The sequence below is a fragment of the Corallococcus sp. NCSPR001 genome (assembly GCF_017309135.1).
Classification (GTDB): domain Bacteria; phylum Myxococcota; class Myxococcia; order Myxococcales; family Myxococcaceae; genus Corallococcus.
Genome location: NZ_JAFIMS010000002.1, coordinates 4,078,815 through 4,090,999, shown reverse-complemented (window position 1 = coordinate 4,090,999; position 12,185 = coordinate 4,078,815). Strand labels below are relative to the sequence as shown.

Genomic DNA, 12,185 nt, shown 5'->3' with positions numbered 1-12,185 from the left:
GCCCCCCCTCAGTGGATGGGCTTCCCGCGCGTCATCCGGCGGGCATGCTCGCCGGAGCCTCCCTTCACCTCGATGCGCTTGCCCTGGGGCAGCGCCTCCGGGAGCTTCAGGGAGACCTCCAGGACACCGTTCTCGAAGTTCGCCTGGACCGACTCCGTGTCGATGCCTTCCGGAAGCGGAATGGCGCGGCGGAACAGCCCGGTGCTGCGCTCCAGGCTCCAGACGCCTTCGGCCTCCTCTTCCTCTTCCCGTTCGAAGGAACGTTCGCCTTCGATGATGAGCAGGTCCGGCTGCAACTCGACGAGGATGTCCTCCTGCTTCATTCCCGGCAGGTCGGCCTTCACGATGAGGTTTCCGTTCCGCTCCAGCACGTCCACCTGCGGCGACCAGAGCCCCTCGTCCAGCACGCCGCTGCTCCGGGCGGTGAGGCCCCGGCCTCCCTTGCCGGTGACGAGCTGGTCCATGTCCTCCAGCATCCGGCGCAACAGTCCGAACGGGCTCAGCGGCGCGATCTCCCGGCCAATGGCGGGTGCGCGGGCGATGCCAGCGCCCGTCCTGGGCTCCTGTCCCTGCGAGGTGATGCCCTGCGCGTCGGCCTGGGCTTTCTTCACCGCGGGCGAGGAGGGCTCCCCCTGCGCGCCTGGGTTCCTGTTGTCGGTTGCCATGACATCCTCCCCCGGTGGAGCCGGCTGGCGCCCGGCCGCCGGACCGCACCGGTCATTGAGCGGGGATGGAATCATCCCAACTCCAAACCTGGAGGTGCGTGGCGGGACCATCAAGGGTCCGGGAGCGCCGGAGCCCTGGGCCCCTTCTTCGAGGGAACGCCGCTACGCGAGCAGCGTGGCGTCCATCACGGTGAGGGCCACCCCGCCGACGCGGGCGCGCTCGATGTGGCCTGGCCGGCCGGTGACCTGGATGTCGATGCGGCCCGGCTTGCCGAGCGTGTCGCCCTGCTCGATGCGGCTCGACACCGTGCCGCCGTGCTCCGGGAGGCGAAGGCTCCCATGCTCGGCGAGCCAGGCCGCGAGCGGTCCCGCGGCGGAGCCCGTCACGGGGTCCTCCAGGATGCCGAAGCCTGGGACGAAGTAGCGCGCCTGGGCCACGCTCCCCTCCTCCTTCGCTTCACGGGTGAAGAGGTAGACGCCGCGCAAGCCGTGCGGCATCAGCAGCGCGTTCATCGCCGCGCCTCGCGGCGTCAGCGCTTCCAGGTCCGCGAGCCGCCGGAGGGGCACGACCAGCCGGTGGCCCTGGCGGATCACCGGCAGCGACGGGTCCACCTGTGACGCCGTCCCGCCCAGCGTGGCCATCAGCGCGTCCAGCGCCACGGTGTTGGGCTGCACGGGCGGCGGGGGCGTGGTGATCCACACGCGCGTCCCCTGCGTGCCCTGGGGCTCCAGCTCGATGTGGAACGTGCCACCGGGGCACTCCAGCGTGTATTGCCCCGGGCTTCGCAGGAGCCCCTTCTCCGCGAGGAGATGGAAGGTGGCCACCGTGGCGTGGCCGCAGAAGGGAATCTCGTCCACGGGCGTGAAGTAGCGCAGGCGCACGGTGGCGTCGCCGGGCCGGGACAGCAGGAACGCGGTCTCCGACGCGCTGACGGCCGCGGCGGTCCGCTGCATCGTGGGGACCTCCAGCGCCGAGGCGTCGAGCACCACGCCCGCGCGGTTTCCTGCACCGGCAGTGCGGGTGAAGGCGTCGATGATGTGAACCTGCATGGGCGGACTCCGGAGAGCAGAAGGGCCTGGGAAACAGCGCAGGCATGCTCCGCTCCACCATTGGCGTCAAGCGCTGGCCGGAACACCGGAGCCCCCAACAACAGGGTTGAACAAGTGCGCCCGAGCAGGCACAGCAAGGAGGCATGAATCTCGTGAAGTCGGGTGGGTGGGTGGTGCTGGTGGTGTTGCTCCATGCGAGCGGCGCGGCGGCACAAATCGTCAACGTGCAGGCGCTCTTCGACGAGAAGGCGGAGCCGGGGCCGGCCGCGGCCATCGAGCTGGGAGGCGACTGGCGCACGGGCAGCACCGAGCTGTTCTCCATTCGGGGCTCCCTGGTGGGCCAGCTGCGCTCCGAGCGCGAGGTCTGGCTGGGCGTCATCCGGGGTGAGTATTCGTTCGCCAGCGGCGAGCGCATCGTCAGCCAGGTGCTGGAGCACGTGCGCTACCGGCGCAAGTTCACGGACGTGGTGTCGGGCGAGGTCTTCGCGCAGCACGAGTACAACGAGTTCCGCCGGCTCCAGTTCCGGGCCCTGCTGGGCGCGGGGCCGCGCTTCATCCTGCTCAACGAAGAAAGCCTCGGGATCACCTTCGGGGTGGCGCTGATGATGGAGTACGAGCGGCTGCGCAATGACGGCGAGGCGGACGCGGGAGACCGCTACACGGACCCGAGAGTCTCCAGCTACCTGCTGGGGCGGGTGAAGCTGATGGAGAACATCAACCTCGTGGAGACGGTCTACTTCCAGCCGCGAGTCACCCGCCCCTCCGACCTGCGAGTCCTCAACGAGACGATCTTCGCGATGACGCCCAATCCCCGCGTCACGGTGGGCATCGGCTTCAACCTCACCTACGACAGCGCGCCGCCCGCGACGGTCCCGCCCCTCGACACGCAGTTGCGAACCACGGTGGGAGTGAAGTTTTGAGTGGGTGGCCAGTCGTTCGTTGACGGAAGCACGGCTCGGGCGCTGGCGCCCGAACAAGCACCTTCGCATGGGAGCGGACTTCACTCCCAGGTGCTTCGGAACATTCAACGGAAGGCGCTGGACGTGTTCGCTTGCTCGAAGTGTGGAAACAGGAGGTGCGCTCATCCAGCGCGCCTTCGCCGCCCTTTCAAAATGTCTCGAGGAAGGTCTTCATCTCGCGCAGCACCTCGTCATGGTGGGTGAGCCAGACGTAGTGCCGCGCGTGCTCGAGCTTGATGCCCTTCCAGTTCGGCATGCTCATCACGCTCATCATTTCAGCCTCCCGCTGGAGCGCCCTGGCGCTCAGGGTCCTCAACTTCTCCTGCACGGGAGGGTCCATTTGGGAGAAGCCTGGGAGGTCCTCCACCCGCCCGAACCGAGGCTGATCCACGTAGAGGAAGAGCACGGGCGCCGTCACGGCCGCGAAGTCCACCTTCGAGAACCCCTTCATCACCCGCTCCTCCGCGTGCGGCCACTTGCGGTCGCGCAGGTAGTGCCCCGTCTTCGGATCGAACTCGTTCGCCTCGTCGATCTCGTGCGCGGGAAACGCTCCTCCGACGTCACGCGCGACCGCGGCGGCGAGCGCGGCGCGTGAGGCCACGTCCTCGGGAGCGGGCTCGCTCGGAGGAGGCATGGGCAGGACCGAAAGGAACTCCGCCAACAGGTCACCGTTGGTCCTCACGTCCAGGTAGACCACCTTCTCCACGCGCTCCGGGTGATGGGTTGCCACCCAGGTGAGCTCTGGCCCGGCGACGGAGTGGCCCACGAATGACGCCTTCGCGATTCCCAGCCCTTCCAGCACCTGGACGACGTCCTCGCCCAGGGTGGCGGTGTCGTAGCCCTGCTCGGGCCAGCTCGACGAGCCAAACCCCCGGCGGGTGACGGCGTAGACGTGATGGGCCGCGGTGAACTCCGGCGCGAAGGTGTCGAACACGTGGCCCGTGTTGCGCAGGCCCGACAGGAAGACGAGCGCGGGTCCCTGGCCTCCGAAGTCGAGCAGCTCCAGCTCGACCCCCTCGGCCACCTTCACCCGCTTCACCTGATGCAACGCGCTGGAGTCGGCAGAAGCCGGGACCGGGACGGACTTCGTCGTCACACAGGCCAACAGCGGCAAGCAGAGGAGGAGTCTTCGCATGGACTGAATCAACTACAGGAATGCGGAGACCACCAGGGAAGCCCATATGTCGCGCAGCTGCCGCTCCACCAGGTTGTTGTCCAGCGGCACCCATGGATTGGAAGCGAAAACCTGTCCGACTGTCGGACAGATTTGGAGAATGCGCTCCCGGGGGGCGCTTTCTGTCCGTGGCTCCACCTGGAGCGCTGTTGAATGCTGTTGGCGACTTCGCGTGGCCTTCTTGGGGATAGGCTTCAGCGATGGCGTCCCATTCCCTCTCTGCTCCCGTCGTCCTCCTGGGAGGCGGCAAGATCGCTGAAGCGCTCATCCTCGGGCTGCTGCGCTCCGGCCACGTGCGTCCTTCGGACCTTCGCGTCACGGTGCGCCGGCCCGAGCGCGGAGAAGAGCTGCGCTCCCGACACGGCGTGCACGTCCTCATGGACAACGCGCAGGCGGTGCGGGGCGCGGGGGTGATCCTGCTGGCGGTGCGGCAGGCACAGCTGCGCGAGCTGATGGCGGTCATCTCGCCGGCTCTGGAGCCAGGGCAGACCGTGGTGTCGCTCTCCGCGGACGTTCGGCTCGCTCAGTTGGAAGCGGCGCTGCCCTCCTGCGTCTCTGTCATCCGCGCCCTGCCCCATACGCCCGTGCGCGTGGGAGCAGGCGTGACGCCCCTGACGGCCGGAATCCGTGCGACGGAGACCTCGAGACAGACGGCCGAGTCAGTCTTCGCGGCGATGGGACGGCCGATGTGGATGACCGAGGAGGCGCTCACGGTCTGCACGGGTGTGTGCGGCACGGGCCCCGCGTATGTCTTCCGCTTCGTGGAAGCCCTCGCGCAGGCCGCCATGGCGCACGGGATGGACTCGGAGGAAGCGGCGGCGCTCGCGAAGGAAACGCTCATTGGCGCGGCGAAGCTGCTGGCCGAGCCCGGCGCCACCACGCCTCGCCTCATCACGGAGATAGCCACCCCGGGCGGCATCACCGAAGCGGGACTGATGGCGATGGACGCCCACGGCCTCCCTCGCGCCGTGGGCGAAGCGGTCTCCGTCGCCATCCAGCGCACCCGTGAGCGCGCGGACGCGAACGCCACGGCCTACGCCAGACCGAAGTGACGCTTGAGCCCCCGCTGTCCTCCAGGCGTGACGATGAGGCCGCGCGAGTCGGGCTGACGCTCCACCCACCCCAATGAGAACACCCGGGCGGCGAGCACCGCGCCCAGTGCCCCCGCGAGGTGATCGCGCCGCTCGCTCCAGTCCAGGCACCGGTGGGCGAAGTGGCGCCGCTGCTCGCGCACGGGCGCCAGGTCGACGCCGAAGTCCTGGAACCATGCCTCGCCGCTCGGCGTGAGCGCGAACGCGCGTTTGCGGAGGGAGAGGTGCCCGGCCCGAAGCAGCGCGTCGGTGATGCCCATGCCCAGTCGGCCCGCCAGATGGTCGTAGCAGTAGCGCGCGGCCCGCAGGGGCTCCGGAGTCGCTGACGCACGGGGCGCTCGGACCGCCACGGTCATCAGCGCTTCCACCATCCGCGCCACGGTGGGCGTGGCGATCCGGAACACCTTGTTGCGCCCCTGCCGCGTGGCGCGGACCAGCCGGGCCTGCTCCAACCGCTGCAGGTGCGCGGTCGCCGTCGCGGGGCTGACGCCCGTGCCGAACGCGAGCTCCTTCGCGACGAGCGCCCGCCCCTCCATCAGCAGCTCCAACATCCGGATCCGCGTGGCATCCCCCACGGCCGTGGCCAACGTCGTGAGGTCCGGCCCTGCATTCATCGTTCGGTCCATGGCGAACCATTTCCTAGCACACGGACGCGCCAACGGCAGCAGAGTGCCTGACCTCGAGGACCGATGACACCGCCCACCGACCCGTATCAGGCCGTCACCCATGCCGACCCATACCCCTACTACGCGGAGCTTCGAGCCCGGGGCGGACTGCACCGCGCCCCCGGCTTCGGGCCATGGATCGCCGCGGATGCGGCCACCGTCCGCGCGGTGCTCACGAGCGAGCACTGCCGGGTCCGGCCACGGTCGGAGCCCGTGCCCGCGCATCTGGTGGGCACCGCCGCCGGAGCCCTCTTCGGACGGCTGGTGCGGATGAACGACGGTGGCCCCTACCCCGCCGTGAAGCAGACGCTCGCACGCGCGCTGCCGGAGGCGCTGCGGGAGGTCGAAGCGGAGAGCCGCCGCCAGGCGGCACGGCTGTTCGCGACGCCATCGCGGATACGACTGCCGGACGCCGCCCTCCAACTCCCCGTGTTCGTGCTGGGGTCGCTGCTGGGCTTCCCGGAGGACACGCTGGAAGCGAGCGTGCGAGACGTGGATGCCTATGTCCGCTCGGTCGCCGGTTCCCCTGGTGACAGCGAGAGCGCGGCGAGGCTGAACGGCCGCGTGGCCGCCTGTTTCCAGTCCACGGCGAGGACCGCGTTCACGGCCCGGCTCATGGAAGGCCACGGTCCGGAGGACCTGCGCATCCCCAACGCCGTGGGCCTGCTCACCCAGGCGTATGAAGCGACGGCCGGTCTCCTGGGCGCGACGCTGCGGGCCTTCGCCTGTGTGCCCGGGCTGCATGAACAGCTCTCACAGGGCGCGTGCACGCTGGATGACGTGGTCCAGGAAGCGGCTCGCCACGATTCCCCGGTCCAGAACACGCGACGCTTCACCCATGCCGCCGCGACCGTCGCGGGTCAGGCGCTGGAAGCCGGTGAGACCCTCGTCGTCGTGCTGGCCGCCGCGAATCGGGATCCGCTGGCGAATCCGCAGCCCGACGCCTTCCTGCCACGGCGGGCGGCGCGCCAGACCTTCACCTTCGGCCTGGGCTCGCATGCCTGTCCCGGGCACCTGCTCGCGACGGCGATGACCACCGCGGCGGTGGAGCGCATGCTCGCGAGCGGTCTGGACCTGTCGCCGCTGTCGGGGCCCGTCACCTGGCGTGCGTCCACCAACACCCGCGTCCTGGGAGGACTGGAATGATTGCTGTCATCTTCGAGGTCTGGGCACACGAGTCGCATCGGCAGCGGTACCTGGACCTCGCGGCGGAACTGCGCCCACTGCTGGCGGACATCGACGGCTTCATCTCCATCGAGCGGTTCCAGAGCCTCACCGAACCGGGGAAGCTCTTGTCCCTGTCCTACTGGCGCGACGAGGCAGCGGTGGCGGAGTGGCGGCGACTGGAGGCCCACCGTGACGCCCAGCGCGAAGGCCGGGGGGGCGTGTTCAGCGACTACCGCCTGCGGGTGGCGCACGTCGTGCGGGATTACGGCTTGAAGGACCGGGCGGCCGTGCCCGCTGACAGTCGCACCGTGCACGGTTGAAGCGGCTGGCGCACGGCGGCTGTCCTCCCGCCCGTCCCTCCCATGCGGGCCATGACTCCCCCACCTTCTGTGGGGGGTGAACGATGAAGCGAGGCCAATGGAGACGTTGCTGGGGGCTGGCTGCCGCGCTGCTCGGGCTTCCGGCCGCGGCGCAACTGGAAGGCCCTCCCGAGCAGGAGGCGTCGCAATACTCCTGCTTCGAAGCGGCGCGCGAGGGTAGCGGGGTGAGCGAGAGCGTCGCGGCGCAGCTCTGCCAGGGTGCCCGCTCCGACACCCCGGCGAAATGTTTCCTCCGGGTGCAGGAGAAAGGCTTCCTCGCCGACCCGCAGGCGCTCCAGCTCTGCCAGTACGCCACGCCCTCGGATGATCCCGCGTCCTGCTACCTCAAGGCGCGGAACTCCTCGTTCCTGGACGAGACACAGCTCCTGGAGCTCTGCCGCCCGCCCATCGCGCAGATGCTGAAGATGTGTCCCTACGGTCCGTGAGGGCTCACCGGGCGCGGAGGAACGCCTTGACGCTCGGGGACTGGAGCTTCTGGGACTCGATGCACAGCCGGATGGACTCCAGGGCCCGGGCGAGCGAGCGCGGACCGCCTTCGATCTTGTCCACGCGGGGCGTGAGGAAGGTCTCCACCTGCGTCAGGTGGATGTCATCGCAGAGGCTCCCCGTCTGTCCAATCAGCCGGCCCAGCTCATCCGAGCGCAGCCGCTGGGTCAGCGCATCGAAGTGCGTCTGGTAGAAGTCCCACGCTAGCGACTGGGACTCCGGCGACATCAACGCCATCCGGAGGATGACCTGCGAGTCGCGCACGTCGAACTCCGGCGACACCACGAGCCCCAGCGCCCGCCACAGCAGGTCCGGGTTCCGGAAGTATGAAAGCGACGTCAGCAGCCGGGAACGCTCGGTGCGGTCCTGTTCCTTCTTCGCCGCCTCCAGCAGCGCGTCGAACAGCGCCGCGTCACCGTGCGTCGCCGCTCGCGGCAGCGCGGCACCGAACGCCTCCGGGTCCACCGACTTGCGGTCCTCAAGCCAGGCGCGCACCAGGGGCAGCGACTCCTTCACCAGCCGGGGGTCATCCCCCAGACCGCCCGCCAGACGGAGGAACAGGGAGCGTGAATCCTTCACGGAGTCGTCCTCGCCCGGCTTCGGCACCCAGCCCAGGGCCCGCGCGCGCGCCGAGTAGAGCGAGGCCACCCACGCGCGAAAGCGCTGGCGCTCCTCGGGCGTGAGCTGATCCAGGCGCACGAGGTCCAGCATCAAGGCCCCGCTCTGCACCACGAGCCGGTTCGTCGACTTCGCGGAGGCAGGCACCGCCTTCAGCGCCTCCCCCAGCGGCAGGTCGCCCCGGTTCACCGCCGCATCCACGTCCGCCCAGAGCGCCACCTGCTCCGCGGGAGTGAAGGCGGCGGGCGGAGTCGCGAGCAGCTTCGTCAACTGCTCGCGGGTGTAACCGCCCCGGTAGTAACCCGTGCCGCCCGCGTTGAGCAGCACCCACGCCGGGCACTGCTTCGTGGGCAACGCGACCTCTACGGACGGGCCCTGCAACATCGAGCACACCCGCGACGACTGGGTGCCCGTCCCCACGCGAAGACACACGGGCACCTGCCACTCCTGCCGCGAGTCCGCCTTGGAGCCCACGGGCAGGTACCGCTCCTGCGACAGCTTCACGGACGGAGCGCCGCCCGCCGGGCAGGACAGCTGCGCGGTGATGCGAGGCGCCCCGCTGCGCTCGATGAAGCCGCCAAAGGATTGCGCCACCTCCGGCCCCGCCGCCTGGGACAGGTCCGCGAGGAAGTCCTCCAGCGTCGCGACCTTCCACGCGTGCTTGCGGACATAGCCCCGGAGGAAGTCGCGGAAGCGCTCCGGCCCCAGCCAGGCCTCGTACATGGCGATGACGGACGAGCCCTTGTCATACGTCGTCCCGTTGTCGAACGAGCCCACGATGTCGTCGTTGCTCTCCACGGGCTTGCGCACGGGCAGCGCCGCCGCCAGCTCATCCGACGCCAGCGCGGAGCGGGTCGCGGACATGGCGCGCTCCTGCTGGAAGTCCCAGGACGGCTCCAGCCGGTCCACGGTCTGCCGGTCCAGCCACGCGGTGAAGGACTCGTTGAGCCAGATGTCGTTCCACCAGGAGCAGGTGACGACGTCCCCGAACCAGTAGTGGCCCAGCTCATGGTTGGCGATGACCGCGTACGACTTGCGGCGGGCCAGCGTCTCCTCGCCGGGCGGGATGAGCGTGAGCGGCTGCCCGAGCGCGACGATGCCGGGGTGCTCCATGGTGCCCCAGTACCGGGGCACGACCGCCACATCGAGCTTCTCGTACGGATACGGCTGGTCGAAGAAGTCCTCCAGCCCCTTCACGATGCGAGGCGTGATGCTCGCGGCGTAGCGCGTCTCCGCGCCCCGGCCCTTGGGGACGATGAAGCGCAGCGGCACGTTCGTGCGCCCCACGGTGCCAGCCTCCACCACGTCGAACGGCCCCACCATGAAGGCCACGAGGTAGCTGGGCATCGGCTTGCTCTCCGCGAAGGTGACGCGCTCCAGGCCGTCCGCCAGGGGCTCGCGCGACACGACGGGATGATTGGCCAGCGCCACGTGTCCGGCCTTCACGGTGAAGCGCAGGCGCCAGGGCACCTTGAAGGTCGGCTCGTCGAAGCAAGGGAAGGCGCGGCGCGCGTCGATGGGCTCGAAGAACGTGTAGAGGTAGGGCTCACCGCCCTCCTCCACTCCATAGATGCCCTGGCTGCGCTCGCGGTCCACCTTGCCGGTGAAGTCGAGCACGAGCTGGGCCTGCCCAACGGGCAACTCCTCCGGAAGGAGCAATCCCAGACGTCCCTCGGGCGCGGTGACAGGCTTCGCGTCGAACGTGCGACCGCCCGCGGTGACGCGAGCCCGCGTCACGTCCACGTCCTGCGCATGCAGCCACACCTGGCGCACGGGCTCGCGGACCTCCACGTCGATGGTGACGCTGCCCGGGTACGTGTCCTCCGAGGGCACGAGCTTCAGGTCCAGCGCGTAGTGCACGGGCCGCACGGTGTCCGGCAGCCGCAGCGCGGGAGGCAGGGCCTCCGGCCACGACACGGCGGGAGGCGCGGAAGCAGTCGGTGCGGCCTCTGGCGCGTGGGCACAGCGGACGGTCAACACCACCAAGGCGAGGAGTGGGAGCAGTCGCATGGGGGCGCAGCGTAGACCACGAGGATGTCTCCCGGTCTGTGAAACAGTGCGTTCAACCCTGGGAGCCGCTACGGTCCGGCTCCCCCCGCATCACCCTCAAGCCGAGGAAAAACATGTCTCGTCGCGGCAGCGGTCTCCCCACCCTCTTCGTGTCCCTGCTTCTCGTCGTGGGCTTCGCGTCGTCAGCCAATGCTGACACCTACCAGACCTATGTGACGCCCACGGTCAATGGCTATCAGATTGGCACCTACCTGCCCAACCAGCCTACCGGGAACTTCAGCAGCGCCGCCGACACGGCCCGCCGCTTCTGTCAGGACAAGGGCCACAGCGGCGCGCAAAGCTTCACCACCGCCATCCGGGGCTCCGCGTACACGTACATCATTGGCACGAACGGCGTGGGCCCCTGGAACACGACCGGCAACTCCAACGTGACGATGATTGAAACCATCATCTGCTTCAACTCCAGCTCGGACGTCACGTACACGACGCCCACCGTCAACGGCTACCAGGTCGGCACCATCCAGCCCAGCTACCCGACCGGCAACTACAGCACGCCCGCCGACACCGCCCGCCGCTTCTGCGTGGACCAGGGCCACACTGGCGCTCGCACCTTCACCACAGCCATCCGTGGCTCCGCGTACACGTACATCGTCGGCACGAACGGCGTCGGCAACTGGAACACCACCGGCAACTCCAACGTGACCATGCTGGAGACCATCACCTGCTTCAACGCGCCGGTCCTCACCTACGCGGTGCCGAAGGTGAACGGCTACCAGATCGGCACCATCCAGCCCAACTACCCCACCGGGAACTTCAGCACCCCGGCGGCGACCGCCCGCCGCTTCTGCCTGGACCAGGGCCACGTCGACGTGAGCAGCTTCACCACCGCCATCCGAGGCACCGCCTACACGTACATCGTCGGCACGAACGGCGTCGGTAGCTGGAACACCACCGGCAACTCCAACGTGACGATGATCGAAACCGTCACCTGCATCACGCAGTAACCGGCCGTCCGGACCGGGGCTCAGCGCGGCCCCGGTCCACGGGATGTCTTCCTGATGCACGCGGCGGTGGAGTGGGCCAGGATGCGGCCCATGTCCAACCTCCAAGGCAAGACCCTCTTCATCACCGGCGCCAGCCGCGGCATCGGCAAGGCCATCGCGCTGCGCGCGGCCCGCGACGGCGCCAACATCGTCATCGCCGCGAAGACGACCGACCCGCACCCCAAGCTGCCCGGCACCATCTACTCGGCGGCGAAGGAGATCGAAGAGGCCGGCGGCAAGGCGCTCCCGTGCGTGGTGGACATCCGCGACGAGGCGCAGATCCACGCCGCCGTCGCCAAGGCCGTGGAGACCTTCGGCGGCATCGACATCCTGGTGAACAACGCCAGCGCCATCAGCCTCACCGGCACGCTGGACACGCCGCTCAAGCGCTTCGACCTGATGCACGGCATCAACACGCGCGGCACCTTCGCGTGCTCACAGGCGTGCATCCCGTACCTCAAGAAGTCCTCCAACCCGCACATCCTCAACAACTCGCCGCCGCTCAACATGGAGCCGCGCTGGTTCGGCCCCCACGTGGCCTACACCATCGCGAAGTACGGCATGAGCCTGTGCGCGCTGGGCATGGCGGAGGAGCTCAAGGACGACGGCATCGCCGTCAACACGCTGTGGCCCCGCACCGTCATCGCCACCGCCGCCGTGCAGAACCTGCTGGGTGGCGACGACACCATCAAGGGCAGCCGCAAGCCGGAGATCATGGCGGACGCCGCGTACGCCATCCTCACCAGGCCCAGCCGCTCCTTCACCGGCAACTTCTGCATCGACGATGAAGTGCTGCGCGCCGCTGGCGTCACGAACTTCGACAAGTACCAGTCCGTCCCCGGCGCGGAGCTCCTGCCCGACTTCTTCCTCTAGTCGC

12 protein-coding genes are annotated in these 12,185 nt (G+C 69.1%); 7 read left to right on the top strand and 5 right to left on the bottom strand.

Features of this window, described 5'->3' with window-relative positions; all coding sequences use genetic code 11:
• Positions 1-8 precede the first annotated feature (8 nt).
• On the bottom strand, positions 9-665 hold the full coding sequence (locus JYJ93_RS18630) for an Hsp20/alpha crystallin family protein (protein ID WP_206793147.1): 657 nt from the start codon (positions 663-665) through the stop codon (positions 9-11).
• Between the two features lie 162 nt (positions 666-827).
• Positions 828-1,715, bottom strand: a complete 888-nt coding sequence (locus tag JYJ93_RS18625; protein WP_206793145.1) for a PhzF family phenazine biosynthesis protein — start codon at positions 1,713-1,715, stop codon at positions 828-830.
• 143 nt (positions 1,716-1,858) lie between these two features.
• Here JYJ93_RS18625 and JYJ93_RS18620 point away from each other — a divergent pair, with 143 nt between their 5' ends.
• The gene (locus JYJ93_RS18620) at positions 1,859-2,635 is read left to right on the top strand and encodes a DUF481 domain-containing protein (RefSeq protein WP_206793143.1); all 777 of its coding nucleotides are present in this window, start codon (positions 1,859-1,861) and stop codon (positions 2,633-2,635) included.
• 187 nt (positions 2,636-2,822) lie between these two features.
• Here JYJ93_RS18620 and JYJ93_RS18615 read toward each other — a convergent pair whose 3' ends face one another.
• Entirely contained in the window at positions 2,823-3,809 is a 987-nt protein-coding gene (locus tag JYJ93_RS18615) for an alpha/beta hydrolase (protein WP_242543854.1), read from the bottom strand.
• A gap of 239 nt (positions 3,810-4,048) precedes the next feature.
• On the opposite strand from JYJ93_RS18615, the gene proC reads away from it, so the two are divergent.
• Complete coding sequence (gene proC, locus JYJ93_RS18610) at positions 4,049-4,900, top strand: pyrroline-5-carboxylate reductase (RefSeq protein WP_206793141.1); 852 nt, start codon at positions 4,049-4,051, stop codon at positions 4,898-4,900.
• On the opposite strand, the gene JYJ93_RS18605 is transcribed toward proC, so the two are convergent.
• Positions 4,882-5,565, bottom strand: a complete 684-nt coding sequence (locus tag JYJ93_RS18605) for a winged helix-turn-helix domain-containing protein (protein WP_206793139.1) — start codon at positions 5,563-5,565, stop codon at positions 4,882-4,884. The genes proC and JYJ93_RS18605 overlap by 19 nt on opposite strands.
• Positions 5,566-5,628: 63 nt before the next feature.
• Between JYJ93_RS18605 and JYJ93_RS18600 the strand changes: the two genes are divergently transcribed.
• The 3 genes from JYJ93_RS18600 (at position 5,629) to JYJ93_RS18590 (ending at position 7,576) form a co-directional block, all read left to right on the top strand.
• Positions 5,629-6,750, top strand: coding sequence for a cytochrome P450 (locus JYJ93_RS18600; RefSeq protein WP_206793137.1), 1,122 nt, complete (start codon positions 5,629-5,631; stop codon positions 6,748-6,750).
• On the top strand, positions 6,747-7,091 hold the full coding sequence (locus JYJ93_RS18595; protein ID WP_206793135.1) for an antibiotic biosynthesis monooxygenase: 345 nt from the start codon (positions 6,747-6,749) through the stop codon (positions 7,089-7,091). The genes JYJ93_RS18600 and JYJ93_RS18595 overlap by 4 nt, the downstream gene beginning before the upstream one ends.
• A gap of 83 nt (positions 7,092-7,174) precedes the next feature.
• Entirely contained in the window at positions 7,175-7,576 is a 402-nt protein-coding gene (locus JYJ93_RS18590; protein ID WP_206793133.1) for a hypothetical protein, read from the top strand.
• 4 nt (positions 7,577-7,580) lie between these two features.
• On the opposite strand, the gene JYJ93_RS18585 is transcribed toward JYJ93_RS18590, so the two are convergent.
• The gene (locus tag JYJ93_RS18585; RefSeq protein ID WP_206793131.1) at positions 7,581-10,265 is read right to left on the bottom strand and encodes a M1 family metallopeptidase; all 2,685 of its coding nucleotides are present in this window, start codon (positions 10,263-10,265) and stop codon (positions 7,581-7,583) included.
• 113 nt (positions 10,266-10,378) lie between these two features.
• Here JYJ93_RS18585 and JYJ93_RS18580 point away from each other — a divergent pair, with 113 nt between their 5' ends.
• Both JYJ93_RS18580 and JYJ93_RS18575 read left to right on the top strand, forming a co-directional pair.
• Positions 10,379-11,269, top strand: coding sequence for a hypothetical protein (locus JYJ93_RS18580; RefSeq protein ID WP_206793129.1), 891 nt, complete (start codon positions 10,379-10,381; stop codon positions 11,267-11,269).
• 90 nt (positions 11,270-11,359) lie between these two features.
• Positions 11,360-12,181 (top strand): NAD(P)-dependent oxidoreductase, encoded by an 822-nt coding sequence (locus JYJ93_RS18575; protein WP_206793127.1) that lies wholly within the window; start codon positions 11,360-11,362, stop codon positions 12,179-12,181.
• Positions 12,182-12,185 lie beyond the last annotated feature (4 nt).

Excerpts from the sequence above, each read along its gene's own strand:
- JYJ93_RS18630 (WP_206793147.1), bottom strand. The coding sequence starts at position 665 with ATGGCAACCGACAACAGGAACCCAGGCGCGCAGGGGGAGCCCTCCTCG.
- JYJ93_RS18625 (WP_206793145.1), bottom strand. The coding sequence starts at position 1,715 with ATGCAGGTTCACATCATCGACGCCTTCACCCGCACTGCCGGTGCAGGA.
- JYJ93_RS18620 (WP_206793143.1), top strand. The coding sequence starts at position 1,859 with ATGAATCTCGTGAAGTCGGGTGGGTGGGTGGTGCTGGTGGTGTTGCTC.
- JYJ93_RS18615 (WP_242543854.1), bottom strand. The coding sequence starts at position 3,809 with ATGCGAAGACTCCTCCTCTGCTTGCCGCTGTTGGCCTGTGTGACGACG.
- proC (WP_206793141.1), top strand. The coding sequence starts at position 4,049 with ATGGCGTCCCATTCCCTCTCTGCTCCCGTCGTCCTCCTGGGAGGCGGC.
- JYJ93_RS18605 (WP_206793139.1), bottom strand. The coding sequence starts at position 5,565 with ATGGACCGAACGATGAATGCAGGGCCGGACCTCACGACGTTGGCCACG.
- JYJ93_RS18600 (WP_206793137.1), top strand. The coding sequence starts at position 5,629 with ATGACACCGCCCACCGACCCGTATCAGGCCGTCACCCATGCCGACCCA.
- JYJ93_RS18595 (WP_206793135.1), top strand. The coding sequence starts at position 6,747 with ATGATTGCTGTCATCTTCGAGGTCTGGGCACACGAGTCGCATCGGCAG.
- JYJ93_RS18590 (WP_206793133.1), top strand. The coding sequence starts at position 7,175 with ATGAAGCGAGGCCAATGGAGACGTTGCTGGGGGCTGGCTGCCGCGCTG.
- JYJ93_RS18585 (WP_206793131.1), bottom strand. The coding sequence starts at position 10,265 with ATGCGACTGCTCCCACTCCTCGCCTTGGTGGTGTTGACCGTCCGCTGT.
- JYJ93_RS18580 (WP_206793129.1), top strand. The coding sequence starts at position 10,379 with ATGTCTCGTCGCGGCAGCGGTCTCCCCACCCTCTTCGTGTCCCTGCTT.
- JYJ93_RS18575 (WP_206793127.1), top strand. The coding sequence starts at position 11,360 with ATGTCCAACCTCCAAGGCAAGACCCTCTTCATCACCGGCGCCAGCCGC.